The 25,825-nt window shown below is 73.2% G+C and carries 21 protein-coding genes and 1 pseudogene; 9 read left to right on the forward strand and 13 right to left on the reverse strand.

Annotated features, from left to right (window positions below):
* Window positions 1-53: 53 nt before the first annotated feature.
* The gene (locus Vse01_RS06040) at window positions 54-1,007 is read left to right on the forward strand and encodes a hypothetical protein (RefSeq protein WP_093403555.1); all 954 of its coding nucleotides are present in this window, start codon (window positions 54-56) and stop codon (window positions 1,005-1,007) included.
* Between the two features lie 105 nt (window positions 1,008-1,112).
* On the opposite strand, the gene Vse01_RS06045 is transcribed toward Vse01_RS06040, so the two are convergent.
* The 3 genes from Vse01_RS06045 to Vse01_RS06055 are packed head-to-tail and all read right to left on the reverse strand — an operon-like array spanning window position 1,113 to window position 4,395.
* Window positions 1,113-2,576: a pyridoxal phosphate-dependent decarboxylase family protein gene (locus Vse01_RS06045; protein ID WP_093403554.1), complete on the reverse strand. Its 1,464-nt coding sequence runs from the start codon at window positions 2,574-2,576 to the stop codon at window positions 1,113-1,115.
* Window positions 2,573-4,048: an MFS transporter gene (locus tag Vse01_RS06050; protein WP_093403552.1), complete on the reverse strand. Its 1,476-nt coding sequence runs from the start codon at window positions 4,046-4,048 to the stop codon at window positions 2,573-2,575. The genes Vse01_RS06045 and Vse01_RS06050 overlap by 4 nt, the downstream gene beginning before the upstream one ends.
* Before the next feature lie 41 nt (window positions 4,049-4,089).
* Window positions 4,090-4,395: an MGMT family protein gene (locus Vse01_RS06055; RefSeq protein WP_093403551.1), complete on the reverse strand. Its 306-nt coding sequence runs from the start codon at window positions 4,393-4,395 to the stop codon at window positions 4,090-4,092.
* A gap of 61 nt (window positions 4,396-4,456) precedes the next feature.
* Between Vse01_RS06055 and proB the strand changes: the two genes are divergently transcribed.
* Together proB and Vse01_RS06065 are read left to right on the forward strand one after the other, a co-directional pair.
* Window positions 4,457-5,566: a glutamate 5-kinase gene (proB, locus tag Vse01_RS06060; protein ID WP_170863403.1), complete on the forward strand. Its 1,110-nt coding sequence runs from the start codon at window positions 4,457-4,459 to the stop codon at window positions 5,564-5,566.
* A 28-nt stretch (window positions 5,567-5,594) separates the two neighbouring features.
* The gene (locus Vse01_RS06065; RefSeq protein WP_093403548.1) at window positions 5,595-6,839 is read left to right on the forward strand and encodes a glutamate-5-semialdehyde dehydrogenase; all 1,245 of its coding nucleotides are present in this window, start codon (window positions 5,595-5,597) and stop codon (window positions 6,837-6,839) included.
* A 116-nt stretch (window positions 6,840-6,955) separates the two neighbouring features.
* Here the strand turns inward: Vse01_RS06065 and Vse01_RS06070 are convergent, their stop codons facing one another.
* From Vse01_RS06070 to Vse01_RS06095, 6 genes and pseudogenes are all read right to left on the reverse strand, one after another.
* Entirely contained in the window at window positions 6,956-7,876 is a 921-nt protein-coding gene (locus Vse01_RS06070; RefSeq protein WP_247673809.1) for a prenyltransferase/squalene oxidase repeat-containing protein, read from the reverse strand.
* Between the two features lie 32 nt (window positions 7,877-7,908).
* Window positions 7,909-9,129 (reverse strand): adenylyltransferase/sulfurtransferase MoeZ, encoded by a 1,221-nt coding sequence (moeZ, locus tag Vse01_RS06075; RefSeq protein ID WP_170863402.1) that lies wholly within the window; start codon window positions 9,127-9,129, stop codon window positions 7,909-7,911.
* A 101-nt stretch (window positions 9,130-9,230) separates the two neighbouring features.
* A complete protein-coding gene (locus tag Vse01_RS06080) occupies window positions 9,231-9,947 on the reverse strand; it encodes a DUF3152 domain-containing protein (RefSeq protein WP_232511198.1) in 717 nt (238 codons plus the stop codon).
* Window positions 9,948-10,119: 172 nt separating this feature from the next.
* Window positions 10,120-10,968, reverse strand: a complete 849-nt coding sequence (locus Vse01_RS06085) for a DUF3152 domain-containing protein (protein ID WP_373870643.1) — start codon at window positions 10,966-10,968, stop codon at window positions 10,120-10,122.
* 97 nt (window positions 10,969-11,065) lie between these two features.
* Window positions 11,066-12,040, reverse strand: coding sequence for an alpha/beta fold hydrolase (locus tag Vse01_RS06090; protein WP_093403545.1), 975 nt, complete (start codon window positions 12,038-12,040; stop codon window positions 11,066-11,068).
* A 23-nt stretch (window positions 12,041-12,063) separates the two neighbouring features.
* Window positions 12,064-13,704, reverse strand: a pseudogene (locus tag Vse01_RS06095) (hypothetical protein); the annotation flags it as partial.
* 1,386 nt (window positions 13,705-15,090) lie between these two features.
* On the opposite strand from Vse01_RS06095, the gene Vse01_RS06100 reads away from it, so the two are divergent.
* Both Vse01_RS06100 and Vse01_RS06105 read left to right on the forward strand, forming a co-directional pair.
* The gene (locus tag Vse01_RS06100; RefSeq protein WP_093403541.1) at window positions 15,091-15,729 is read left to right on the forward strand and encodes a TetR/AcrR family transcriptional regulator; all 639 of its coding nucleotides are present in this window, start codon (window positions 15,091-15,093) and stop codon (window positions 15,727-15,729) included.
* Between the two features lie 63 nt (window positions 15,730-15,792).
* The gene (locus Vse01_RS06105; RefSeq protein ID WP_093403539.1) at window positions 15,793-16,020 is read left to right on the forward strand and encodes a DUF3107 domain-containing protein; all 228 of its coding nucleotides are present in this window, start codon (window positions 15,793-15,795) and stop codon (window positions 16,018-16,020) included.
* A 90-nt stretch (window positions 16,021-16,110) separates the two neighbouring features.
* On the opposite strand, the gene Vse01_RS06110 is transcribed toward Vse01_RS06105, so the two are convergent.
* Window positions 16,111-16,764 carry a ferritin-like fold-containing protein gene (locus Vse01_RS06110; RefSeq protein ID WP_093403537.1) on the reverse strand — a complete coding sequence of 218 codons (654 nt, stop codon included), beginning with the start codon at window positions 16,762-16,764 and terminating at the stop codon, window positions 16,111-16,113.
* A gap of 332 nt (window positions 16,765-17,096) precedes the next feature.
* Here Vse01_RS06110 and Vse01_RS06115 point away from each other — a divergent pair, with 332 nt between their 5' ends.
* The 3 genes from Vse01_RS06115 to Vse01_RS06125 all read left to right on the forward strand — a co-directional run bounded on the left by Vse01_RS06115 (window position 17,097) and on the right by Vse01_RS06125 (window position 20,777).
* Window positions 17,097-18,803 carry a DEAD/DEAH box helicase gene (locus Vse01_RS06115; RefSeq protein ID WP_093403536.1) on the forward strand — a complete coding sequence of 569 codons (1,707 nt, stop codon included), beginning with the start codon at window positions 17,097-17,099 and terminating at the stop codon, window positions 18,801-18,803.
* Window positions 18,804-19,030: 227 nt separating this feature from the next.
* Window positions 19,031-20,206 carry a class I SAM-dependent methyltransferase gene (locus Vse01_RS06120; protein ID WP_093403534.1) on the forward strand — a complete coding sequence of 392 codons (1,176 nt, stop codon included), beginning with the start codon at window positions 19,031-19,033 and terminating at the stop codon, window positions 20,204-20,206.
* A gap of 118 nt (window positions 20,207-20,324) precedes the next feature.
* Entirely contained in the window at window positions 20,325-20,777 is a 453-nt protein-coding gene (locus Vse01_RS06125; RefSeq protein ID WP_093403533.1) for a helix-turn-helix domain-containing protein, read from the forward strand.
* An 8-nt stretch (window positions 20,778-20,785) separates the two neighbouring features.
* Here Vse01_RS06125 and Vse01_RS06130 read toward each other — a convergent pair whose 3' ends face one another.
* Complete coding sequence (locus Vse01_RS06130; RefSeq protein WP_232511197.1) at window positions 20,786-21,811, reverse strand: DUF8832 domain-containing protein; 1,026 nt, start codon at window positions 21,809-21,811, stop codon at window positions 20,786-20,788.
* Window positions 21,812-21,880: 69 nt separating this feature from the next.
* Complete coding sequence (locus tag Vse01_RS06135; RefSeq protein ID WP_093403531.1) at window positions 21,881-24,055, reverse strand: RecQ family ATP-dependent DNA helicase; 2,175 nt, start codon at window positions 24,053-24,055, stop codon at window positions 21,881-21,883.
* A gap of 92 nt (window positions 24,056-24,147) precedes the next feature.
* Here Vse01_RS06135 and Vse01_RS06140 point away from each other — a divergent pair, with 92 nt between their 5' ends.
* Complete coding sequence (locus Vse01_RS06140; RefSeq protein WP_093403530.1) at window positions 24,148-24,978, forward strand: hypothetical protein; 831 nt, start codon at window positions 24,148-24,150, stop codon at window positions 24,976-24,978.
* Here the strand turns inward: Vse01_RS06140 and Vse01_RS06145 are convergent.
* A complete protein-coding gene (locus Vse01_RS06145) occupies window positions 24,950-25,696 on the reverse strand; it encodes an SDR family NAD(P)-dependent oxidoreductase (protein ID WP_093403528.1) in 747 nt (248 codons plus the stop codon). The two genes, Vse01_RS06140 and Vse01_RS06145, sit on opposite strands and share 29 nt — an antisense overlap.
* Window positions 25,697-25,825 lie beyond the last annotated feature (129 nt).

Genomic DNA, 25,825 nt, shown 5'->3' on the forward strand with positions numbered 1-25,825 from the left:
ACACCGCGCGGACGAGCCGCGCGGTGACGGGGAACCACGGGAGGACCTTCCAGATGAGGACACGTACCGGACGTCGGCTGGCCGGCATCCTGCTCGGCACCGGCGCGGTGTTGCTGCCGCTCGCCGCACCGGCCGCCGCCGCGCCCACCACCGGCAGCCCCACCGCCGACATCTCGGTCGGCCGGCTGGTGCTCGAACCGACCGACCGCGGCTACCACGGCAGCCTGCCGGTCACGGTGACCAACAACGGCCCGGCCGCCACCTACTTCAGCGTCTACGTCGTCGAGCCGGTCGCCGGTTCGCTGGGCAGGCTCAGCCCGGAGGAGGCGTGCGGCTTCGGCGCGCCGAAGGACAACCGACGGACAGCCACCTGCTCGGTGCCGGGCGGCGACATCGAGCCGGGCGAGAGCCGGTCGTTCTCGATCGCCTTTGACGTGCTCACCCCGACCCGGGACGTCGCGATGATCGCGAAGGGCGGGCGCATCTCGGTAAACATCGGCGACGGTCGGGACGAGGTCGCCGACCGGGCCAGCTTCGCCGCCCGCTTCCGCTCCACCTCGGGCTCGCTGCGCAACCCGGTGCCCTACGTGCAGGACAGCCAGGCCCGCGCCGACATCACCACGGCCGGGGCCGTGACGCTGACCCGGCAGGCGGACGGCAGCTACCAGGGCAGGCTGCCGGTGACCGTCGGGTGGGCCGGCGACACCGCGCACGAGTACCTGTGGGGCGAGGCGACCGGCCTGCCGGCGGGCGTGGTGATCTGGGGCACCGATCCGCAGGACGCCCCGAGCTCCTTCACCAACTTCGTCGTACCCGGCGACCGCTTCATGACCGGCGAACAGCGGAGCTTCGACGTGCTGCTGCACGCCGAGCCGGAGACCGTGCCGGGCGACCTCGGCACCGTCTCGTTGCAGCTCAGCACCCAGTGGTACGGCAACAGCGTGGCCGACGCCGACCCGGCCGACAACACCGCATCATTCACGGTTCGCGTGGCCGACGCGGCCTGACCGCCTCTCGTCCGGCCGGCGCCCACGGCGCCGGCCGGACGTCGTCGGTCACCACGCCGGGCGTCGACGTCGTCGGGTCACTGGGCAGGCGCTGGCGTCGTCGGCTCACCAGGCCGGGCGCTGGAGCAGCCCGACGAACTCCACAAGCAGCCGCTCCCGCACCGCCGCCGGGGCGGCGTCGAGCAGCGTGTTGACCACCGCCATCCGGTCCGGAGCACCAGCGCCACCGCCCAGGCCGAGCCCTTCGGCCAGTCCCGCCACCAACTCCGGGGTGAGCGCCTCCGGGGTGAGGCTGCCGGCCATCGCCAGCAGGTCGGACGGCAGCTCGACCGGCCCGGCGGCGCGGGCCGCGGCGACCGCGTCGGCCAGCGCCGGACCGAACTCGGCCACCCGCGGCGCCACCGCCGCGGTCACCGTGAGGTGCACGCTGGCCGGCAGGTCGGCGTACCGGAGCTGTGGTTGAGTGTGCCAACCCCGCGCGGTCAGCTCGTCCACCAGCAGGAACAGGTCGAGCGTGGGATCGTCGGCGGTGAAACAGACCACTGTCGACTCCGGCTCGGCGACCAGCCGCAACCCTTCGGTGGCGCGTACCGCGTCGGCCAGCGTGCACACCGCCGTCCAGGTGCGGCGGGTCAGCGCCAGGTAGCCGTCGTCGCCGAGGTGCCGCAGGGTGGCGTACGCGGCGGCGATCGGACCGCCCGAGCGGGTGGACGAGATCACCGGGTTGATCATGGTGTACCCGGGCCAGTCGGCGTACGCGAAGTACTGCGGGGCGCGCAGTTGCGGGTCGCGGTGCAGCAGCACCGACACGCCCTTCGGCGCGTACGCGTACTTGTGCAGGTCCACCGAGATCGAGGTGACCCCGGGCACGGCGAGGTCGAACGGGGGCACCGGCAGACCCAGGCGACGCAGATACGGCAGCGTCCAGCCGCCGAAGCAGGCATCGACGTGGCAGCGCACCCCTGCGGCGGCGGCCACCTCGGCGATCTGTTCGACCGGGTCCACGACGCCGTGCGCGTACGAGGGGGCGGAGCAGGCCACCAGCACCGTCTCCGGCCGGACGGCGGCAGCCACGTCGGCGACCGCCGGTCGTAGCGTGGTCGGGTCGATCGGCACGGTGTCGAGTTCCACCCGCAGGTAATGGGCCGCTTTGGCGAACGCGGCATGGGCGCTGGCCGGTACCACGATCCGGGGCGCGGTGATGTCCGGCCGAGCGTCCCGGGCGGTCTTCACGGCCAGGATGAGCGATTCGGTGCCGCCGCTTGTGACGCTGCCGGCGACCTCGGGAGCGCTCGTGCCCGGCCCGCCCCCGAGCAGTCGCGCCGCCGCCGCGACCAGCGCGTTCTCCATGGCCAGCAGGGAGGGGAAGGCGGTCGGGTCGAGCCCGTTGACGTGGGCGCTCTCGGCGTACGCGGCAGCGGCGAGCGCGTCCAGCCCGGGCACCGCCGGGTCGTACACGTACGCGAACAACCGCCCCCCGTGCGTCGGCCGATCCATCGTGCGCAGCTGCCGGATCTCCGCCAGCACCTGCTCCGCCGGCATCCCGTCCGACCAATTCTCGTCGATCATGGAGTCGTGGTGCCCTTTCCGTGGGTTTTAGCGGCTTTTGTTACTGCCACAACTGCATGATCGGCGGTGGCTGGGGGCGGGGTGGGGGTGGAGAGGCGGGCGGGGGTCAGGTCGTAGGGGCGGAGCAGGAGGGTGGCCAGGCCGATGAGGAGAGCGGGGAGGATGGTGAAGCCGAGCAGGACGCCGAGGCGGGCGGTGTCGGACTGGGTGGCGGCGGTACCGGTGGTGGAGGAGACGTAGCCGGTGGTGGCGAGGACCAGTCCGTAGATGCCGGGGCCCAGGGCCAGTCCGAAGGTCTCGCCGGCCGTCCACACACCGGTGAAGACGCCGGCCTGCCGACGCCCGGTGCGCACGGTGTCGTAGGCGATGCAGTCCGGGAGCATGGCCAGCGCGAAGACCTGCTGACCGGCGTACCCGACGCCGAGTACCGCGACCAGCAGGTAGACCACGGCGGTGGGCAGCACCGGCGCGGCGACAAGCGCCAGTCCGCCGGCCGACAGGATCAACGACGCGGCGACCAGGGCGGCGAGCTTGCCCACCCGGGCGCCCACCCGCGACCAGAGCGGCATGACCACCAGCGCCGGTCCGACGAAGCAGACGAAGAGCACGGTCGGGCCGGTCGTGGAGTCCCGCAGCACGTGGTCGGCGAAGTACTGGACCCCGGCGAGGATCGTGGCCACCCCGGCGGACTGCACCACGAAGCAGAGCAGCAGCGCCCGGAAGGGCCGGCTGCGTGCCGCGACGGCCAGTTGGGCGCGCAGGCTCGGCTCACTCTCGCCGACCGCGCCCTGCGGAGCGGACCGGGTGCCGAGGAAGGCGCCGACGGCACCGAGCGCGATCAGGGCGGCCACGAAGACACCCATCCATCGGTGTCCGGGTACACCTCCGCCGGCCGCATCACGCACCAGTGGGGCCACCGCGCCGGCGACCAGGATGGCCAGCGCCAGCACCGCGATCCGCCAGGTCATCATCCGGGTACGTTCGGCGTAGTCGCTGGTCAGCTCGGCCGGCATCGCCACGTACGGCACCTGGAAGAAGGCGAACGCGGTCGCGGTGGCCAGGAAGGCGACGGCGACGTACGCCCCGGCGGCGGGACCGGCGCCGAACGGCGCGGCGAAGATGGCCCCGAAGAGCACGGCCAGGGCCAGCCCGCCGAAGAGCAGGTACGGACGACGGGCGCCCCACCGCGACCTGGTGCGATCGGAGATCCGCCCGGCGACCGGGTTGACCAGCACGTCCCATGCCTTCGGCAGCAGCACCAGCAGAGCCGCCACGCCGGCGGCCACCCCGAGGGTGTCGGTCAGATAGGGCAGCAGCAGCAGACCCGGCACGGTGCCGAAGGCCCCGGTCGCCAGCGAGCCGAGCGCATAGCCGGCGTGCACGCCCCTGGGCAGCGTGCCCGGTGGGCCTGGGCTCTGCGCGGGCTGTCCGGGGGTGGGCGGTGGGCCGGAGCCACCCGGCGGCGCGGTCATGGGGCCGAATATTACTCACGTTATGGCGGGGGTCACATCCCCTACCCGGGCCACCACACGGCCGTCCGCATGTCCACCCCGGTACCGCGCAGCGGCGTCCCCTCGGCGAGCCAACGCGCCCGCGCCTCCCGGGCCAGCCGGGGCGGCAGCCCGCCGGACGCGTTCACCACCCGGTGCCACGGGGCCCCACCACCGTGGCGGGCCATGATCGCCCCAACCAGCCGCGCCGACGTCCGCCCGGAGCGGTCGGCCAGCGCCTCGGCCACCGCTCCGTACGACATCACCCGGCCGGGTGGGATCCGGTCGACCAGTTCCAGCACGGCCTCGACGTACTCGTCAGGTGTCACAAGCGGCCAGACTATGGGAACGGCGACAGGCCACGCCGCGACGACAGCGCAGAATGGGCGGGTGCGCGACGCAGTCACGGCGGCCCGGCGGGTCGTTGTAAAGATCGGGTCCTCCTCGTTGACCACCGCCAGCGGCGGTCTGGACGACGGGCGGGTCGACGCGTTGGTCGACGCCCTCGGCCTACGGGCCACTGACGGCCGCGAGGTGGTGCTGGTCTCGTCCGGCGCGATCGCCGCCGGCCTCGCCCCGCTCGGTCTGCCCCGGCGACCGCGAGACCTGGCCACCCAGCAGGCCGCCGCCAGCGTCGGCCAGGGCCTGCTGATCGGGCGGTACGCGGCCGCCTTCGCCCGGCACGGCCGTACCGTCGGCCAGGTGCTGCTCACCGTCGACGACGTGACCCGACGGGCCCACTACCGCAACGCGTACCGCACCCTGCGCAAGCTGCTCGACCTGCGGGCGGTGCCGATCGTGAACGAGAACGACACGGTCGCCACCGAGGAGATCCGGTTCGGCGACAACGACCGGCTGGCCGCGCTGGTGGCCGCGCTGGTCGACGCCGACCTGCTGGTACTCCTCTCCGACGTCGACGCGCTCTGGACCGGGAACCCGACCCGACCCGGCTCCCGCCGCATCCCCGAGGTACGCGACGAGGCGGACCTGGTAGGTGTCGAGATCGGCGGCAGCGGCCGCGCGGGGGTCGGCACCGGCGGCATGGTGACCAAGGTGGAAGCGGCCCGGATCGCCACCGGCTTCGGCATCCCGGTGGTGCTCACCTCCGCCGCCCAGGCGGTCGCCGCGCTGGCCGGTGAGCCGGTCGGCACCTTCTTCCACCCCAGCCTCCGGCGACCCGCGGCCCGGCTGTTCTGGCTCGCCCACGCCACCGCGCCCCGGGGCCGGCTGCACCTCGACCCGGGCGCGGTCGCCGCGGTGGTGGGGCGACGCAAGTCGCTGCTGCCCGCGGGGATCACCGCCGTGGACGGCGCCTTCACCGCCGGCGACCCGGTCGACCTCGTCGACACCTCCGGCGCACCGGTGGCCCGAGGGCTTGTCAATTACGACGCGATCGAGCTGCCCGGCCTGCTCGGGCGGTCGACCGCCGACCTCGCCGCGGCGCTCGGCCCGGCGTACGAACGGGAGGTCGTCCACCGCGACGACCTGGTGCTGCTGTAAGAGACCGTCCAACCTGAGGAGTTGTGCAATGAGCGTGAGCGAGCAGGGCCGCCGGGCGCGAACGGCGGCGGAGACGCTGGCCGTGACGACGCGTACCGCCAAGGACGCCACGCTGCACGCGATGGCCGACGCGCTGGTGGCGCGTACGCCGGAGATCCTGGCCGCGAACGCCGCGGACCTGGCGGCCGGACGCGACGCCGGGCTGAGCGCGGCCGTGCTGGACCGGCTCGCCCTCGACGAGAAGCGGGTGGCCGGCATCGCCGACGCGCTGCGCCAGATGGCCGCGCTGCCCGACCCGGTGGGCGAGGTGGTCCGGGGCTCGACCCTGCCCAACGGGCTGGAGCTGCGGCAGATCCGGGTGCCGTTCGGGGTGGTCGGCGTCATCTACGAAGGGCGACCCAACGTGACCGTGGACGCGGCCGGGATCTGCCTGAAGGCCGGCAACGCGGCGCTGCTGCGCGGCTCCTCCTCGGCCGCGCACTCCAACGCGGCGCTGGTGACTGTGCTGCGGGACGCCATCGACGGTGCCGGACTGCCCGCGGACGCGGTGCAACTGGTGGACGCCAGCTCCCGCGATTCGGTAAAGGAGCTGATGCGGGCCCGGGGCCTGGTCGACGTGCTGATCCCGCGCGGCGGGGCGTCGCTGATCCGCACCGTGGTCGAGGAGTCGACCGTGCCGGTGATCGAGACCGGGGTGGGCAACTGTCACGTCTACGTGGACGCCGCCGCCGACGTGTCGATGGCGGTCGCGATCACCCTCAACGCGAAGACGCAGCGCCTGTCCACCTGCAACACCGCAGAGTCGCTGCTGGTGCACGCCGACGTCGCCGACGCCTTCCTGCCGGCGATGCTTGCCGCGTTCGCCGAGGCCGGGGTGACCGTGCACGGCGACGCACGGGTAGCGGCCTACTCCGACGCCGTGGTTGCGGCCACCGACGAGGACTTCGGCACCGAATACCTCGCCGCCGACATCTCCGCCGCCGTCGTGGACTCGCTGGACGCGGCGGTCGCACACATCAGGCGGTACGGCAGCGGACACACCGAGGCGATCGTCACCGACTCTCAGGCGGCCGCCCGGGAGTTCGTGGCCCGGGTCGACTCGGCGGCCGTGATGGTCAACGCCTCGACCCGGTTCACCGACGGCGGCGAGTTCGGCTTCGGTGCCGAGATCGGCATCTCCACCCAGAAGCTGCACGCCCGCGGCCCCATGGGCCTCCCCGAACTGACCAGCACCAAGTACGTGGTCACCGGCACCGGCCACCTCCGCCCCTGACCCGCACCCGCGCCGCCCTCCTCACAGATCTTGCACTTTCGGTCGCCGATACGGACCTGTTGCCCCACTTTGTAGAGGCAATAACTGCAAGATCGCGGGGAGCGGGGGTAACGGGGTCAGCGGAAGGCGCGGATCACGGCGAGGGTGGCGTGTACGTCGAACTGGTGGCCGTCGTCGCTGCTCCAGCCGCCGTCACTGCGCTGGGTCTCGGTGAGGCGGCGTCGGGCGGCGACAAGCGTCCACTCCTGATGATCGACGCCCACCCGGCGCAGCGTCACGGCGAGCCAGGCGGCATCGGCCGCCGACGCCTGCGGCAACCGCTCCGCCAACACCGCCTTGATCTGCGCCGACTCGTAGAACATCTGCTGCCGATGCAGGACGGCCGCGCTGAGCCACCCGGCGGCCAGGAAGGACGGCCAGCTGCCGTCGGGGCGCAGTTGGGCGGCGAGCGCCTGGCTGGCTGCCTGCACCACCCCGGCGTACGCCCCGCCGACCCGGTGGTCCAACGGACCGGCGGCCCGCGCGTCCAGGCCCGCCACCGTCAGCCAGAAGGCGGCGTTGGCGGTCAGGTACAACCGCGCCTCCGGGTCACCCGGCCGGGCCCACTCGGGCGCGGAGTCCGCGAGGGCCGGGTCCTCTTCCCAGCTGCCGTCGCGCTGCTGGCCGGCGGCGAGCCAGTCCAGGGCCCGGCGGGCGCTCGGGCGGCCCAGCGCGCCCAGGTCGTCCAGCTCCGCGAGGCGGAAACAGGTCGCGTCGACCGAGGCGACCTCGTCACCCCAGGACGCCGGCCAGCCGCCGCCAAGTGTCTGCCCGACCTCGGCGCTGTCGAGCACCTCCGGCGGTGGCTGCGTGCCGGTACGCAGCCAGGACAGGCGGGCACGTTCCACCGCATCTCCGTGAGCCACCACGAACCCGATCGCGGCGTCGATGTCGACCACGGCGGCCACGCTACCGGCGCAAACGTGATCTCGCCTCAGGAGGACGGATAGGTGAGATCCGACCGACGGCAGGGTAGCGGCGAGGGGCCCCTCCCCCATTGGACACGGCGGAGAGGCCCCTCGGCTGCGGATCAGTAAACGGGCAGCGACGGATCGATCTGCTTGATCCAGGAGAGCACGCCGCCCTGCACGTGCACCGCGTCGCGGAAACCGGCCGCCTTCAACGCGGCCAACGCCTCGGCGGAGCGGACGCCGGACTTGCAGTGCAGCACGATCTGCCGGTCCTGCGGAAGCTTGGACAGCGCCTCACCGGAGAGGATCTCCCCCTTGGGGATCAGGGTGGCCCCGGGGATGCGGACGATCTCGTACTCGGCCGGCTCCCGGACGTCGACGAGGAAGATGTCCTTGCCGGCGTCCTGCCACTCCTTCAGCTCGGATGCGGTGATGGTCGCGTCGACCACCGCCTCCTGGGCCTCCACCGACACCGCGCCGCAGAAGTCCTCGTAGTCCTCCATGAGATCCGTGAGCGTCGGATTCTCACCGCAGAGCACGCAGTTCGGATCCTTGCGGACCTTGATCTTGCGGTAGCTCATCTCCAGCGCGTCGTAGACCATCAACCGGCCGACCAGCGGCTCACCGATGCCGGCGAGCAGCTTGATCGCCTCGTTGACCTGGATCGAGCCGATCGAGGCGCAGAGCACGCCCAGCACACCACCCTCGGCGCAGGAGGGGACCATGCCCGGCGGCGGGGGCTCCGGGTAGAGGCAGCGGTAGCAGGGGCCGTGCTCGGCCCAGAACACCGACGCCTGGCCGTCGAAGCGGTAGATCGACCCCCAGACGTACGGCTTGCCGAGCAGCACCGCCGCGTCGTTGACCATGTAGCGGGTGGCGAAGTTGTCGGTGCCGTCGACGATCAGGTCGTACTGGGCGAAGATGTCGCGGACGTTGTCCCGGTCCAGCGCGGTGTTGTGGATCTCGACGTTCACCAGCGGGTTGATCTCGCGGATGCTTGCCGCGGCCGACTCGGCCTTCGAGCGTCCGACGTCGGAGACCCCGTGGATGATCTGGCGCTGGAGGTTGGACTCGTCGACGGTGTCGAAGTCGATGATGCCCAGCGTGCCGACACCGGCGGCGGCCAGGTACATCAGGGCGGGCGAACCGAGGCCACCCGCGCCGACACAGAGCACCCGGGCGTTCTTCAGCCGCTTCTGCCCCTCCACCCCGACGTCCGGGATGATCAGGTGGCGCGAGTAGCGGCGGATCTCGTCAACGGTCAGCTCGGCGGCGGGTTCGACGAGCGGGGGCAGCGACACGGTGGACTCCCCGGGATCGATGGTGGGCAACCGGGCCATTGTCGCTCGGCGACGCGCCCATCGACCATGAGCAGGGACACGTCGCCCGCTATGCGGGAGCGGGAATACCGTCGGGCCGCCGGCGCTTGCCGCCGCCGTGGTCAGCCGATCAGCTCGCCGGCGTACCGGCGCCCGTCAAGGATCGGCCAGGCGTTCGGCAGGCAGCCGTCCAGGCCGTACGTCTGCTGCTGCATGACCGGCGCCGGGTCACCCGGTGCCGGACACGCCTCGTGCCCCTCCCCGAATTCGTGCCCGACCTCATGGTTGATGACGTACGCCCGGTAGACCTCCAGCGGTGCGCCGTAGTCCGGCACCGCCTCCAGCCAGCGGGCCAGATTGATGATGACCTGCCCGGGCAGCCGGCACGAGGTGTAGCCCTCGGTGCTCAATCCCCCCTCGGCGCACATCGCCTCCGAGGTGCGCGGGGTGGCCAGGTAGACGGTGAAGTCGGCCGATTCCGCCTCGGCGATCCGCTGCACGCGCAACTGGCCGGTGCCGATCCAGCTACGCGGGTCGGCCAGCACCCCGTCGACCGCGGCGGCGAAGGCAGCCGGGTCCTGGCCGGTGCCCCGTTCGACGGCGACCCGGTAGCGGGCCACCGGACCGTCCTCGCCGTGCACCGGCGAGTGGTCACCGGCCACCGTGAAACTGCCGACGCCCGCCCATGGATACCGGCTCGGCCCGATTCGCTCGTCGCCTCCCGCGCCGGACGCGATCCGGTTGCCGAAGCCCTGCTCCGGGGCGGCCACCCGCTGACCGGTCCGGGCCAGCAGCACCACCGCGGTGGCGGCCAGGACGAGCACCATGCCCAGCGTCACGATCACCCGGTACGGGACCAGCGGCCCGCAGTGCCGATCGTCGGGCTCCGGCGGGCCGCCCGAGCGCCGACAATCGCGCCAAAGGGGTGAAGAGGGCATGACGTCATCGTCGCACCTTATTCCGGCGCATCACCACATTTTGATCGACTGGGTGCGCTCCGCATGGATCCGCTCAGAGCGGCGGGCCCGCGTACCGCCGGCCGTCCAGATACGGCCACGGGTTCGCGACGCACCCCTTGAGGAAGAGCGTCTGCTGCATCATCACCGGCGCCGGCTTGCCACGCCCCGGGCAGCGCTCGTGCCGGTTGCCCAACTCGTGCCCGACCTCGTGATTGACCACGTACGTCCGGTACAGCGACAGCGGCACGTCGGCCTCGACGAAGTGCGGCACCGACAGCCGCCACCGGTCCAGGTTGATGATCACTTTCCCCGGCGCGCGGCAGGAGGTGTACGGCCGGCCACCGACCCGGATGTCCACACCTCCGGCCGCGCACATCCGGCCCGCCGTCCCGGCCGTGGCCAGATAGACGGTGAAGTCGTGACGAGCGCTGCGCTCGACCTGCCGCAGCCGCAGCCGGCCGCCGTCCACCCAGCTGCCCGGGCCGGCCAGCGCCGTCCGCACCGCCAGGGCGAACTCGCCCGTGTCCACGCCGGCACCGGACTCCACCGCCACCCGGTAACGCCGGAGGTCGCCGGCCGTACCCAGCACCGGGCCGGTCCGGTCGTCATAGCCGAACCGACCCGGGCCGGTCGACGGGATCGAACCGGGCTCCTGCAGAACCGGTGGCGCGGGCGACGGGGACACCGCCACCGACGACGGCGTCTCCACAGGTGCCACGGACGACGGGGCCACGGGCGGCCCGGACCCCACCGGGTCGACCTCGTCGGCCGCCCCCGAGCCCACACCGGTGCCGCCGGCCACCATCGTCACCACGGCACCGACGGCGGCCACCAGCACCGCCAGCCGGATCAGCGCACCCGTCCCGGGCCGCCGACGACGCCGCCCGCCCCCGTCGGACACGGTCCGGTCCGCCGTCTGACCAGCGCGGCCCCGCCGGACGGCATGACGGCCAGCGGAATGCGCCGATCGAAGACGGCTACCAGGGCTGTGCACCCGGTCATCCTGCCAGGTCGGCCCGGCGGGCGGGTTCCCCAGTCTCGGCGAGCAGCCCGAGCACGGCCCGGGCCACCAGGCGCGGCACCTCAAGTTGAGCCACGTGACCGACACCGTTGATCATCAGGAGGCGGCTGTCCGGGATCACCCGGGCGGCCTGCGGCGCCACCCGCACGTCGACCAGCCGGTCCTGCCGTCCCCCGATGACCAGCGACGGTGCCCGCACCGTACCGGCCATCCGCCACAGCGAGCCCGACCCGGGCAGGTACGACCGCACGAAGCTGGACACCAGGCCACGAAAGGTCCGCACGTACGCCGCCGCGTAGTGCTCCGCCTCGTAGCGGACCCGGATCTCTTCCAGCGCCTCGCGCCTACGCTGGTCGCTGATCCGGCTGAGATCGGCCACGCACGCCTCCATGACCTGCTGGGCCATCACCTCGGGCGCGAGCTGGGCCAGCCGCCAGGCGGCCACCCGTTCGCCCCGGGGGATCGCCAGCAGCGGCAGCATCCGTCCCTGCAACGACCGGCGAAAGTCGAGGAACGGCAGGGCCGGCGACACCAGGGTCAGTGTCCGGACCAGATCCGGCCGGAGGGCGGCCACCCGCACCGAGATCGCACCGCCCAGCGAGTTGCCGAGCAGGTGCACCGGCCCACGGTCGGAGTGCTCGATCCAACGGATCACCCGGTCTGCGAAGACCGGCACCGTGTAGCGCCGGCCCGGCTCGCTGCGGCCGAAGCCGGGCAGGTCGATCGCCTGACCGTCGAGCCGCTCGGCGAGCAGGCCGGCCAGGTCGGTCCAGTTCTGCGAGGAGCCGCCCAGACCGTGCACGTACAACGCTGGTTCGGCGTCCGGCCCGGTGGCCGGCGTCTCCCGGACGTAGGTGACCGCTCCGTCGAGTCGCACCTCGCGCCCCGGCCAGGGCGGCGGAACCGAGTGGGCGGGCAGCAGCCCTTCGGGCCAGAGGGTGGCAGGCTTCACCGTTCCAGTCTGCCTGGAACGGCTCACGCCAGCAGCGCCTCCAGCCGACGATTGACGGCGGCCAGGGTGGCGCGTACCACCGCCTGCCGGGGATCGCCGGCCACCAGCGCGGAACCGGCCAACTGCTCGACCCAGCCGTCGCAGACCAGCAGCACCACCACGGTGGCCACCTCGCAGTTGCCGAACGGCACCACCGCGGCGTGCTCCACGAAGCACCGTCCACGTTCCGCAGTGGGAACGGCGGCACAGAGCAGCTCGTCGATCGCCGCCGCCGCCGCGACGCCGCACAACCGCAGCACGAAGCCGTCCACGGCGGGTCCGGTGGCGTACCCCGAGGCGTTGTGATCGCCCGCGACCAGCCGGACCTCGACGTTGGCGTCCAGCCCGAACGTGCTCACCTGGACGTGGTCGAGTACCACCCGGGGGCCCGGCACCCCGCCGGTGTCCAGCGGCCGCGACGGCGCGGACTCGGTCGTGGTGAGTTGCCCGCCGGAGTAGGAGGCAGCGAGGGTCGCCGGACTGCCCGGCGCACCCGGCTCGTCCACTACGGCCCGGCCCCGGTGCGGAGCCGGGGACTGCCGGCGCCGCCGGGTCGTCTCCGGCACGGTCTCCGGCCGGCTCGGCGGAGCCTCCGTCCGGGTGCCACCGGGTCGGGCGGACGGACGCCGTGGCTCGGCGACCGGGCGCGTCTCACCCGACTCGCTCCGGCTCTCCGCAGCGCGTCGCCGCACCGGCGCGGCGGGCACTCCGGGCAGGCCGCGCGGTGCCGCGGCCAGCCCCATCCGCTCCTGCAACAGGCGAGCGACGTGTCGGCTCACCTCGGCCGGGTCGGCCCCGTCGGCGAGGTCGAGGCGCAGGCTGTGCGCCCCGGCGGGGGTACGCCGCAGGGCGGCGTCGCGGACGCCCTCGACTCCTCGGACAGCGGCGAGGATCGCGTTGACGTCGAAGCCCTCCGGCCGGTCCCGCAGCGTGGCCGGCTCGTCGTCACGGCGGAGATGAGTGGCGTTCCGGGCGAGTTCCGGGGTTTCGGCGGGTGGCTCCACAGCTGGCGGCTCCGGCACGACGGGCACGTCCGGTTCGGCAGGGACGCGCTGCGGCAACACCGCCGTGGTGCTCTCCTGCGATCGGTCGCCGGCCGACTCGGTCGACGGCACCGGATCGGGCGCGGACCGGCGTGCCGCATAGGGGGCTGCACTCGTCGGGACGGGCGCAGAGGGGGTGCGCTCGCGGCGGCCGGGCTCACCCGGAACCTGGTCGGTCGCGGCCGGCCCGGTGATCGGATCCGGCGGGGCGGGAGCAGAGACGGGCGTGGGTGTCGGCTCGTCCGGAACCGACCGCAGCCGGAACGGACGATACCCGGGCGGATCGGCGGCTGACCGGGCCTCGGCGACCGGTGGCGTCGAGCCGGGATCGAGGGTTTCCCGCCGACTCGGCGGGTCGGGCTGCGGCGCGCTGCCGATGGGGGCGGTCGACCGGGTTCCGGCCGGTGGAGCGCTGGTCGGATCGACCGCACCGGATGGCGTGCCGGCCGGCGGGGAACTGGCCGGATGCAGCGCCCACGGCAGACGCTCGTCGGTCGGCTGGCCGCCGGACCGGTTGCCCCAGGACGGGGCCTCCTCGTTCCGCGTACCCCAGGGCAGGCCCTCGTTCGCCGGTGCGCCGCTGACCGGCGGCAGCGCCCAGGACGGACGCTGCTCCGCCGGCGGCGACTCCGGCGCACGCGCCCACGACGGCCGCTGGGGGGCCGGCGGGGCGCTTGTCGGATCGCCGCTGGCCGGGGGCAGCGCCCAGGACGGACGCTCCTCGGCCGGCGGCACCTCGGGCGCACGCGCCCACGAGGGCGGTTGCGGGAACGGGGGTGCGCTGGTCGGGTCGACGGCGGCCGACGTGTCCCCGGGCTCGGGCGCGGTGGACGACTCGCCCTCCGCAGGCTCGGCATCCCGGCGGGTCTCGTACGGCCGGGGCCGCTCCGCACGGACCGGCTCGTACGGGCGGGTCGGCTCGGCGCGGACCGGCTCGTACGGGCGGTTGGGCTCGCTGGCCCAGTTCCGGGTCGGCGCCTCACGGGACCGACGGTCGGCGGACTCACCGTCGTCGCGCGCCCACGGCGGCGCCCAGTCGCGAGCCGGGCCGGGCTGGGCCCAGCTGGGTCGGTCCGCATCACCGGCGGGCTGGTCGGCGGGCGACCAGCGGGCAGGCTGGTCGGTGCCGCCCGAAGGGTGGTCGGCCGGCCCGCCGGCCTGATCGGCGACCGGCGCGGTCGACCAGGGCTCGCCGACCGGCTCCGGCGGGAATCCGTCGTCCCAGCTCTGCTGCCGGGCACCCGTCGGGCCCTCACCGGACCGTTCGGCGGTGGGCGCGTGCAGGCCGGGTGGCATCTCGAAGCCGGAGGGAGCGGTGCCGACGGGCGGCACCTGCACGGCCGGGGGCGACGAGGTCGGCAGGCCGGTGCCGGTGGTCACCGGCAACTCGCCGGACGGCACCGGGCGTGGGGCCGGTACGACAAGCCGGTCCTTGCCGGGATCCTGACCCGGCCCGTGCGGGCCGGGCGGGGCGCTGACCGGGGCATGCCGGTTGGCCGGCGTCTGGTCCGCGACCGGCGTGCCGTTCGTCCGGTGGCCGTTGACGTGGTTTCCGTTGACCCGCACGGGCCGCTCCGGCTCCGCCTGCTCACCGACAGGAGCGGGCAGGTCGGCATGGCGTGACGAGGCGGTGGCCCAACCGGACGGGGACTCCGGCCGCGGCCTGGTCGCTTCGGAACCGGGCACGACCTCGGGCCCCCACGACCAGTCGACCGGTGGCGGCCCCCACCCGTTGCCGGAACGGGCCAGGTCATCGCGCTGACCCGTCCCGTCGCCGTGCTCTCCCGGGGTGGCGGCACCGGGTTGCCCTGTTTCACTCACCGCGCGCTCCTTGGTCGCCCCCGCTGAGGCTACCGTGTGGCGACAGTGGCGATAAGTTACAGCGGCGGGCCAATTCCGCGAGGGGCCGAGGGGCCCCGACCGGGTTCGGGTGATATGCCGGCCCGTACGACAACCTCGGAGGTTCCCATGACCGCTGTGGGGAACGGCGCCCAGACCGCCGGCCGACCCACGCGCCTGCCCCGTTCGGCGCGCCGCAAGCAGCTACTTGCCGCTGCTCAGGAGGTGTTCGTCGCGCAGGGTTACCACGCTGCGGCCATGGACGACATCGCCGAGCGGGCCGGGGTCTCCAAGCCGGTGCTGTACCAACACTTCCCCGGCAAGATGGAGCTCTATCTCGCGTTGCTCGACACGCATTGTGACGCGATCGTCGCCAAGGTGCACGACGCCATGGCGAGCACCACCGACAACAAGGAGCGGGTCAGCGCGTCGGTGCGGGCGTACTTCGACTTCGTCGATCACGAGAGCGAAGCCTTCCGGCTGGTCTTCGAGTCGGATCTGCGCAACGATCCGGCCGTGCGGCAACGCGTGGAGCGGGTTGAGCAGGGCTGCATCGCGGCGATCACCGACACGATCATCTCCGACACCGGGGTCAGCCGGGCGCACGCCGAACTGCTCGCCTCGGGCCTGGTGGGCGCGGCCGAGACCGCCGCGCAGTTCTGGCTGGCCGGCGGCCGCCAGGTACCCAAGGCCGAGGCCGAGGCGTTGGTCGCGGCGCTGTCCTGGCGGGGCATCGCCAGCTTCCCGCTGCAAGGTGAGTCAGCCTGACCTTCGACCTTGTGATCGGATAGCCTTCGCAGGGCGGCCATTTCGCCCGATGGAGGAGGCACAGTGGAGGTCAAGATCGGCGTGCAGTACGCGCCGCGCGAGCTGGTCCTGGAGAGCGCACAGTCGCCGGCCGAGATCGAGCGGATCGTGACCGACGCCGTCGCCAGGGGCGAGGGCACTCTCTCCCTGACCGACGAGAAGGGGCGGCGGGTGATCGTGCCGGTCGGCAAGGTCGCCTACGTCGAGATCGCCGAGGCATCCCCTCGGGCGGTCGGTTTCACCGTCCGCTGACGTTCTGACCGACCGGCGACAGGACCGGCGGGGCGGGCTGTCCCGCCGCACCGCCCTGTTGCCGGTCTCTGCTCAGTCGTTGCGCCCAACTCAGTTGTTGAGCCCGACGGCGGCCATCCGCGCGGTGTGCGCAGCGGTCAGCCGCCGGAACAATTCCGCCACGTCGACGTCACCACCCGCGGCGATCAGCATGGTGAGGGCCCCATGGTCGGCGGTGGCGACCCGCCCCGCCTGGGACAGCGCCTCGCCGACCAGACGTCGCGCCCACATCGACAGCCGGCCCGCCACGGTCGGATCGGCCGCCACGGCCAGCCGGATCTCGGCGGCGGCGAACTCCGCGTACCGCGACTCGTGCAGCACGTCGAGGACCAGCTGACGGTCGGGCTCTCCCAGCGCGACCGCGATCCCCCGAAGGAAGTCATCGGTGATCGCGTCACCGACGTACGCCTTGGTGACCGCCTCCGCCCAGTCGCGGGGCTCGGTCGAGTCGTGGTACGCCTGCAACGGCATGACGTACGCCGCCATCGCGTCGTCGGGCGGCACGCCGAGCGCGGTGAGCCGGTCGGCCACCCGCCGGTAGTTGGCGATCTCGGCAGCTGCCATCTCACTCAAAGCTGCCCGGCGGCGCAGGTCGGGAGCGAGCCGGGCGTCGGCCGCCATCCGGTCGAAAGCGAGCAGTTCACCGAGGGCCACCAGACCGAGCAGGTCGGCGACGGCGTGGCCGGGCGGGGTGGGGGCGGACACGTGCGCAGGCTACCGTCCGGCCGGGGTACCGGCAGGCCCGAGCGAAACCCGCCACCCCGACAATATGTGATACAGGTCACTTACAAACCTTTGCGCCGCCACCGGCCCCCGCGGAATCGGGACGCTGTTTGGCCCGTTCAGGTAGCATGGAGGAGTTGCCGTAGGTGCCGATCCGGCTGGAGTCAACTCCGATCCGGTCGAAGTCCGACCCACGGCGCGCGTGCGGCCCGGTCCGCCCGGCTCTCTGCCGCCGACCGTGTGGCCCGCGCCATACCGAACGCGCCCTGAGGACATGACGGGGCGCACCCACGAGAGGGCACCCCCAAATCCACATGAGTGAGCCGATTCAAGACATTATCGACGGCCAGGAACTGGCCCCGACCGCCCCGGTCCGACCGGAGGCACCGACCTTCGCCGAGCTCGGCGCGCGCGCCGAGACCGTCGACGCGCTGGCCGCGGCCGGCATCACCCGCGCCTTCGCCATCCAGGAGTACGCACTGCCGATCGCGCTGCGCGGAGCTGACCTGATCGGGCAGGCGCCGACCGGCACCGGCAAGACCCTGGGCTTCGGCGTACCGCTGCTGGAGCGGGTCTTCGCACCCGACGAGGGCGGCGACGGGCTGCCGCAGGCCCTGGTCGTCGTACCAACCCGCGAGCTGGGCATCCAGGTTGCCAAGGACATCGCCGCCGCCAGCCGCACCCGGGGCGTACGGGTGCTGCCGATCTACGGCGGCGTCGCGTACGAGCCGCAGATCGAGGCGTTGCGCAAGGGCGTGGAGATCCTCGTCGGCACTCCGGGACGCCTGCTGGATCTCGCCAAGCAGAAGCATCTGCGCCTGCACGGGGTACGCGCACTGGTGCTGGACGAGGCCGACCGGATGCTCGACCTCGGCTTCCTCGACGACGTCGAGCGGATCCTGGCGATGCTGCCGGAGGACCGGCAGACCATGCTCTTCTCCGCGACCATGCCGGATCCGATCGTGACGTTGTCCCGACGCTTCCTGCGCCACCCGATCACCATCCACGCCGGGCACACCGCCGAGACCGGCCCGTCGCCGCAGACGGAACAGCTTGTCTACCGCACCCACTCGATGAACAAGATCGAGATCGTGGCCCGGATCCTCCAGGCGGAGAGCCGCGGCCTGACCATCATCTTCACCCGGACCAAGCGGGCCGCCGACCGCGTCGCCGAGGACCTGGACTTCCGTGGCTTCGCGGTCGCGGCGGTGCACGGCGACCTCGGTCAGGGCGCCCGCGAGCGGGCCCTGCGGGCGTTCCGGGCCGGAAAGATCGACACTCTGGTCGCCACCGACGTGGCAGCCCGGGGCATCGACGTCAGCGGCGTCACCCACGTGATCAACTACGACTGTCCGGAAGACCAGGACACGTACACCCACCGGATCGGCCGGACCGGTCGGGCCGGCGCGACCGGTGTCGCGGTGACCTTCGTCGACTGGGACGACATGCCCCGCTGGCGGATCATCGACAAGACGCTCGGCCTGGATATGCCCGAGCCACCGGAGACGTACCACACCTCGCCGCATCTCTACACCGACCTGCACATCTCCACCGAGATCACCGGCACCCTGCCGACCGCGGAACGCACCCGTGCGGGACTGGCCGCCGAGGTCGAGGAGGACCTGGGTGGTGGCCGCTCCCGGCGGGGCGAGCCGCGTGGCACCCGCCGCCGCAGTCGCGGCGACGGCGGTCGCGGTGAGGGCGGTCGTGGTGAGGGCGGTCGTGGACGCGGCGGCAGCGGTCGCCGGCAGGACGGTGCCGACACCACGCCGACCGACGCCACCGCGAGTGACGCCGAGGAAGGCACCCGTACTCCCCGGCGTCGTCGGCGTCGCCGGGCCGGCGAGGCGGTGGCGGGCGCCGAGACCGTGTCGACGGCCGTCGACGGCGCCCCTGCCGAGGCGACCACCGACCGCAACGAGGACGCCGCCGGTGAGGCCAATCCGCGCCCGCGCCGCCGCCGACGCCGCCGTGGTGCCGCAGCCGACAGCGGTACGCCGGCCGAGGCGACCACGGACTGACCACGTACCGCCCGAGGCGGCGGAGAGCGGCCAGCGCCACTGGCCGACCCGTCGCCGCCCGGGCGGTGCTTGCTGTCCGGCCCCTTTGCTCTGCTTCACTCCACGCACCGGCCAAGCGCCGGAACCTGTGCGTCGGTTGAAGCAGAGCTGGCGGATGGGCAGCGCAGGGGTCGTGGACCGCCTGCCAGCTGACGAATGCCGCCGAATCCTCCCCGAAAGATGGAGCGATGCCCGAACCACTGGACTCCGCCCTGGCCGAGGTCCGCTCGATGCTGCTCGGACCGGCCCTGACCCGGGCCGTGGCGGCCGGACGGCGGCGCGGCCAGCGTCCCTCGGTGATCCGGGCCGAACTGCGGCCCGTCGCCCTCAAGGCCGGTCAGCGGTTGCAGATCTCCACCTCGGACGGAGCCCGGCCACACACCCGAAACCTGAGCCCGGGGCCGGAGGCGGACGCCGCGGTGGAGGCGCTGCTGGCCGAGCCGTTCGGCAACTGGCATGTGGAGACCGCCGACGCCACCCTGCAACTGCGGGTCACCAAGTCGGGTGAGGCCCAGGTGCACCGCAGCACGGCGAGCCGGTCGGCCGCTCCAGCGGCAGCGACCGGGCACGACCGGACCAAGGAGTACCTGCTCGATCCGGGCGATCCGCTCTTCGCCGAGATCGGCGGCTCGGCGGCCAAGCGACGACAGGTGGACGCGTTCCTGCGGGCGCTGACCGCCACCCTTCCGGACGGGCTGGCCGGGCAGTTGGACCGACCGCTGCGGGTGGTGGACCTGGGTTGCGGCAACGCGTACCTGACCTTCGCCGCGTACCGCTACCTGTCCCGGTCGGGCCTGGACGTCGAACTGGTCGGCGTGGACGTGCGCGACGACCAGCGTCGCCGCAACACCGAACTGGCCGAGCGGCTGGGCTGGGCCGGACGGGTGCGGTTCGTCGCCGGCACGATCGCCGACGCGGCTGTCGAACCACCGCCCGACCTGGTGCTCGCACTGCACGCCTGCGACACCGCCACCGATGAGGCGCTGGCCCGGGCGGTGGGCTGGCACGCCCGCTGGGTGCTCGCCGCGCCGTGCTGCCACCACGACGTCGCGACGCAGCTGCGTAACCGGCCGGCACCGGGGCCGTACGACCTGCTCACCCGGCAGGGCATCCTGCGGGAGCGCTTCGCGGACGTCCTCACCGACGCGCTGCGTGCCGGGCTGCTCCGGTTGCACGGCTACCGGGCCGAGGTGGTCGAGTTCGTCGACTCCGCACACACCCCCCGGAACCTGCTCATCCGGGCCCGGCGAACCGGTGCCGACCCGACCGCCGCCCAGCGCACGGAGTACCGGGACCTGGTCTCCCAGTGGCAGGTCACGCCCCGGCTGGAGACGCTGCTCACGCAGGCTTCGCCCACGGTGTGACGGATCAGCGGCTCGCCACCGGAATCGTCTGGTCGATCAGTCAGTTGTCGAGCGCCCTTCCCGTACTACTCTCGAAGAGCGCACCGTCGGGTGCCGGTCGGGAGGGAAGACCCACCGGATGGGTTCGGCAGAGGTTTCGCCGCAGATGGCCTTCGCGCGTTTCGTACGCCGCGCCATCGACGATGCCCGCGAGGAGCGCGGCTGGACCGTCACCGACCTGGCCGCCCACACCGGCATCGGTCGCTCGACCGTCTTCCGCTGGCTCGCCGGTGACTGGCAGGACTATCCCGAACTGGCCAAGGTCCGAGGCTTCTGCGCCGCGCTCGATCTGCCGGTGGCGGCTGCCTTCCGCGCTCTCGGTCTGCCCGACGCGGGCCCCGGGTCCTGGCGACGCGGCGACGACGGCCCGGTGGAGGCCGATGTGCGGGTGATCCTGCAACGGTTGGCGGATCCGGCGGTGCCGGCCGAAGAGAAACACCACATCCGCGACCTGCTGCGCTACCTCGCCCGCCGGCCGGTCCGCCGGCCGACGGACCCCACCGCCGCACCGATGCGCCGGACGGCGGGCTGACCCAGGGCCTAAGGCACCGACACCGTGAACTCTGCCGTGCGTACCTCTCCCCCCGTGGCGAAGTCCAGGTAGAGGCGGTACCGCCCGGGCCCCGGTGTGGTCAGCCAGAACCGGATCGCCCCGTCGACCAACTCCGCCTCCGGGTGCACGTGCAGATAGCCGAGGTCGCCCTCGCGCAACGCGACGAGGTGACCGAACGCGCCGAGGTAACGCTCCAGCGCCGGGCCGGCGCCGTCCGCCCCCGTGATCCGGAAGTCGACCGGCACGGTGAGCCCCGGCTGGGGAACCCTCTGGTACGTGACGGTGAAGTCGTCGGCCCTGGCCGTGGTCGCCGGTGTGGGCAGGTCACGAGGCGTGTAGCTGCCGGGCGCGACCAGATCCACCCCGAGCGTCGTCGCCGTCTGCCGGCCGTCGTCGGCGACGGCGGTGAAATCGGCGTACGCGCGCCAGACGCCGGGCGACGGCAGCGTGAGCGGCACCGACCAGGTGCCGTCCACCGCCATGGTCGGATGCAGGTGCTGATAGCCGGACAGGTCCCGACGCACCACGATCACGTGCATCGGCTTGTCGTGCACCACCGCGAACCGGGTGACCGTCCGCCGCTGCCCGTCCCGGATCTGGAAGCGCAGCTCAGCTGCCTGACCGGGGGTGAACTCGGCGGTCATCGGGGCCAGGGTGTAGCCGTCGCGGCTGACGGCCAGACCGCCGGCCTCGGCCGCCGCGTCCTGGTCGGCACCGTGCGAGTGTGCGCCGGCGCCGGGGGCGTGGGGGTGATCGGCCAGCGCGCTGTCGGTGCCGCCGGCCGCCGTGGGGCCACCGCGCCCGTTGATCCGCCCGAGCCCGAATCCGAGCAGCACCGCCAGCACGAGCCCGCCCACCACCAGCGCCAGCCGCAGCGTGGCGCGATCCGGTACGGCCGAGGCCGCGGCAGGCGCCCGGCGGGCCGACGTCGCGCCGGAGTCCTGACCGGCGACTGGTCGCTCGGTGGTGCGTACCGACCCGAGCGCGGGCGCATCGGGTGCCTGGTCAGCCATGCGCCCACCGTACCGCCGGGCGAATCGGACACCCGGCGGGCCGACCGGATCGTGGTTCCGGTCGCATCCTCAGGCGGCGACGGCGAGTGCGAGCGGCAGCACGCCGGTGGCGCCGGCGCGGCGCAGTTCCCGGGCCGCCATCGTCATGGTCCAGCCGGAGTCGACCAGGTCGTCCACCAGCAGCACCGGGCCGTCCAGGTCGGCGACGGCCTCGGCGAGACGGTCGGGGACGGTGAGGGTGCCGTGCAGGGCGCGTACCCGCTGCGCGCTGTTGCCGCGCGGACCGTCGGCGGCCACCGACCCGGTGGGGATCACCTGGCCGAGCAGCGGCAGCCGGCCGACGGCGGCGATCCGCTCGGCCAGCGAACCGACAAGCGCCGGACGGGTCCGGGAGCCGACCGCGACCACCCCGGCCGGGCGGTCCGGCCAGGGGTCGTCACCGTGCGCCCACGCCTTGAGCACCTCGACGACCGCGGCGGCCACGTCGTCGGGCACCGGGCCGTCCGGCGCGTCCGGGCCGACCAGCCCGCGCAGCCGACCGCCCCAGCCGAGATCCGACAGCCGGCCGACGGCGCGGCCCGGCAGCGCCTGTTCCGTCGGGGCGATGCGCCCCTTCAGGGGTACGCCGACCGACTCCAGCCCGGTCGGCCAGAGCTTCTTCGGCGCGACCTGCACCCCGGGGCGGCCGAGGAAGGTCTGCGCGGCGGTCAGCGCGGCCGCCGACACCTCGGGCGGGAACAGCGGCTCGGCGCAGCGGTCACACCGGCCGCAGTCGACCGCCTCCGCATCGTCCAGACATTCGCGCAGGTAGCGCATCCGGCAGCCGGTCGTCGCCGCGTACTCGACCATGGCTTGTTGTTCGGCGGTGCGGGCGGCGGCGACGCGACGCAACCGGGCCTCGTCGTAGGTCCAGGGCTCCCCGGTGGCGAGCCAGCCGCCCCGTACCCGGCGGACCGCGCCGTCCACGTCGAGCACCTTGAGCATCAGTTCCAACCGGGCCCGGCGCAGATCCACAAGCGGCTCCAGGGCCTGCGTGGACAGCGGCCGGTCGGTGTGCAGCGCGGCCAGCACCGCGCGGACCTGCTCCTCGGGCGGGAAGGCCAGTGAGGCGAAGTACCGCCAGATGGCCGCGTCCTCGGCACCGGGCAACAGCAGCACCTCGGCATGTTCGACGGCCCGCCCGGCCCGGCCGACCTGCTGGTAGTACGCGATCGGCGACGGCGGCGCGCCGAGATGCACGACGAAGCCGAGATCCGGCTTGTCGAAACCCATGCCGAGCGCGCTGGTGGCCACCAGGGCTTTGATCTTGTTGTCCAGCAGGTCCTGCTCGGCGGCGCGGCGGTCGGCGTCCTCGGCCTGCCCGGTGTACGCGGCCACCGCCCAACCGCGCGAGCGGAGGAACTCGGCGGTCTCGGTCGCCGAGGCCACCGTCAACGTGTAGACGATGCCGGAACCGGGGAGCCGGTCCAGGTGGTCGGCGAGCCAACCGAGCCGGTGCGCCGGGCTGGGCAGGTCGAGCACGCCCAACCGCAGCGACTCCCGGTCCAGGCTGCCGCGCAGCACCAGGACGTCCGGTCGCGGCCCGGCCGCCGCTATCGGTTCGGTGCCCAGTTGCTCGGCCACGTCCCGGGTCACCCGGGCGTTGGCGGTGGCGGTGGTCGCGAGCACCGGGGTGCGCTCGGGCAGGTTACCGAGGAAGGTGCGCAGCCGGCGGTAGTCCGGCCGGAAGTCGTGCCCCCAGTCCGACACGCAGTGCGCCTCGTCGACCACCAGCAGACCGGTGGTGGCGGCCAGCTTCGGCAGTACGGCGTCCCGGAAGTCCGGGTTGTTGAGCCGTTCCGGGCTGATCAGCAGCACGTCCACCGTGCCGGCGTGGATCTCGGCGGTGATGGCATCCCACTCGTCCAGGTTCGCCGAGTTGATGGTGCGGGCCCGGATGCCGGCCCGGGCCGCCGCGTCGACCTGGTTCCGCATCAGGGCCAGCAACGGCGAGACGATCACGGTCGGGCCGGTGGGTCCGGCCCCGGTGCCCTGGCCGTCGCGGTCGCGCAACAGCGCCGTCGCCACGAAGTACACAGCCGACTTGCCCCACCCGGTGCGCTGCACGCAGAGCACCCGACGCCGGTCCACCACCAGCGCCTCGATTGCCCGCCACTGGTCCTCGCGGAGCCGGGCCTGCGCGCCGGCCAGCCGCCGCAGCACCGCCTCGGCCCGCTCCCGTACCACCGTCCGTTCCTGGCCCATCCGACGTTTCTACCAGCGTCGCGGCGGCAGAGCCGGGCCGCGTCCGGGAGTGTGTTCTACCATTCCCGTTCGATACCGGAGAGAGAGACGAGATGACTCAGCGAACCGGCACCACCGCCACGACCCGCCGTCTCGCGGCCGTGGCCGCCGCCCTGCTGGCCGCGACAGTGGTGGCCGGCTGCGACGACGAGGCCACTCCGGCGGCGGCGCCACCGCCACCGGACCCGAAGCAGGAGCTGCTGGCGGCCGTGCCGGGTGAGCAGGACCCGGCCTTCCGCTTCACCACCAGCGACTCGTCCGGGGACGTCTCCGGCGTGGTCGACCCGGTGAACCGGGGCATGGACATCGACACGGTCACCAAGGACAAGGACTTCACGCTTGAGATGTCCTACCGGATGGTCGAGTCACGCACCTGGATGAAGGTCAACTTCAAGGGTGCCAAGGACATCCAGAAGCTGATGAAGCTGCCCACCAAGTGGATGGAGTTGGACCCGGCGGAGATCGAGGGACCGAACCCGCTGCTCAGCTACCAGAGCACCGACCCGGGCAACGCCGCCGCGATCATCCGCGCGGCCTCCGATGTCCAGGCCGGTGAGCCCGGGACGTACACCGGTGTGGTGGACCTGTCCGTGGTGCCGGAGCTGGCTGACGCCCTGGAGGGCGTGGCCGCGCTCGACGACACCGACGGGCAGCTTCCGCTCAGCGCGGTGGTCGGCGCGGACGGCAACCTCTCCTCGCTGACGCTGGAGATCCCGCCGGCCGGCAAGAAGAAGGCGTCCGAGTACGTGGTCGAGTACTTCGACTTCGGTGCCGCCCCCGCCGTCGTCGCGTTCACCGAGGAGCAGGCCCAGCAGGCCCCGAACGCCGCGTACGACCTGCTCAACCGCTTACCGGTTAGCGGCCGAGCACCGACCCCCCGTTGACGCCGAGCACCTGCCCGGTGACGTAGCCGGCGGCGGGGCTGGCCAGGTAGCGCACCGACTCGGCGACGTCGTCCGGTACCCCGGCCCGGCCGACCAGGGTCGCGGCCACCCGCTGCGCGTGGCCCTCGGGGGTCATCCGGCCGTCGAAGAACTCGGTCTCCGCGACGTAGCCCGGGCTGACCACGTTGACCGTGATCTGATCCGGCCCGAGTTGGGCCGCGAGGCTGTACGCCCAGCCGTGCAGCGCCGCCTTCGCCGCCGAGTACGCGTCACCGCCACCGCGCTGTGCGGCGATGGAGCTGATCAGGATCACCCGACCGCCGGGCCGGCGCAGTGCCGGCCGCAGCGCCTCGGTGAGCAGCACCGCGGTGAGCACGTTGGTGTCCAGGGTCGCCCGCCAGTTCGCGGCGATCCCGGCAAGCGTGTCACTTTCCGCGCTGTGGTAGCCGCCGGCGTTGTTGACAAGCACGTCGACCGGCCGACCACCCACCGCCTCGACCACCTTCGCCGCCTGGTCCGGGTCGGTGAGGTCCGCCGTCACGGCACGGATCGCCTCGGGACGGCCACATTCGGCGCCGATCCGCTCGACCGTCGCACTGAGCACCTCCGCGCGCCGGCCCAGAACCAGCACCGAGCACCCGTCCAGGACGAGCGACCGTGCCACCGCCGCCCCGATCCCCGTACCGCCGCCACTGACCACGGCCAACCGCTCGCTCATGCCGTCCTCCCCGTCGCTGCTTTTCCCGCACGCGCCCGGCCGGACCCGCCACCGCCGTGCCGCAGCGCGACGGTGACCAGCCGGATGCCCGGCTGGCCGGACCGAAGCACGGTCCGGCCACCGATCATG

The organism is Micromonospora sediminimaris (assembly GCF_016863575.1).
Classification (GTDB): Bacteria; Actinomycetota; Actinomycetes; order Mycobacteriales; family Micromonosporaceae; genus Micromonospora; species Micromonospora sediminimaris.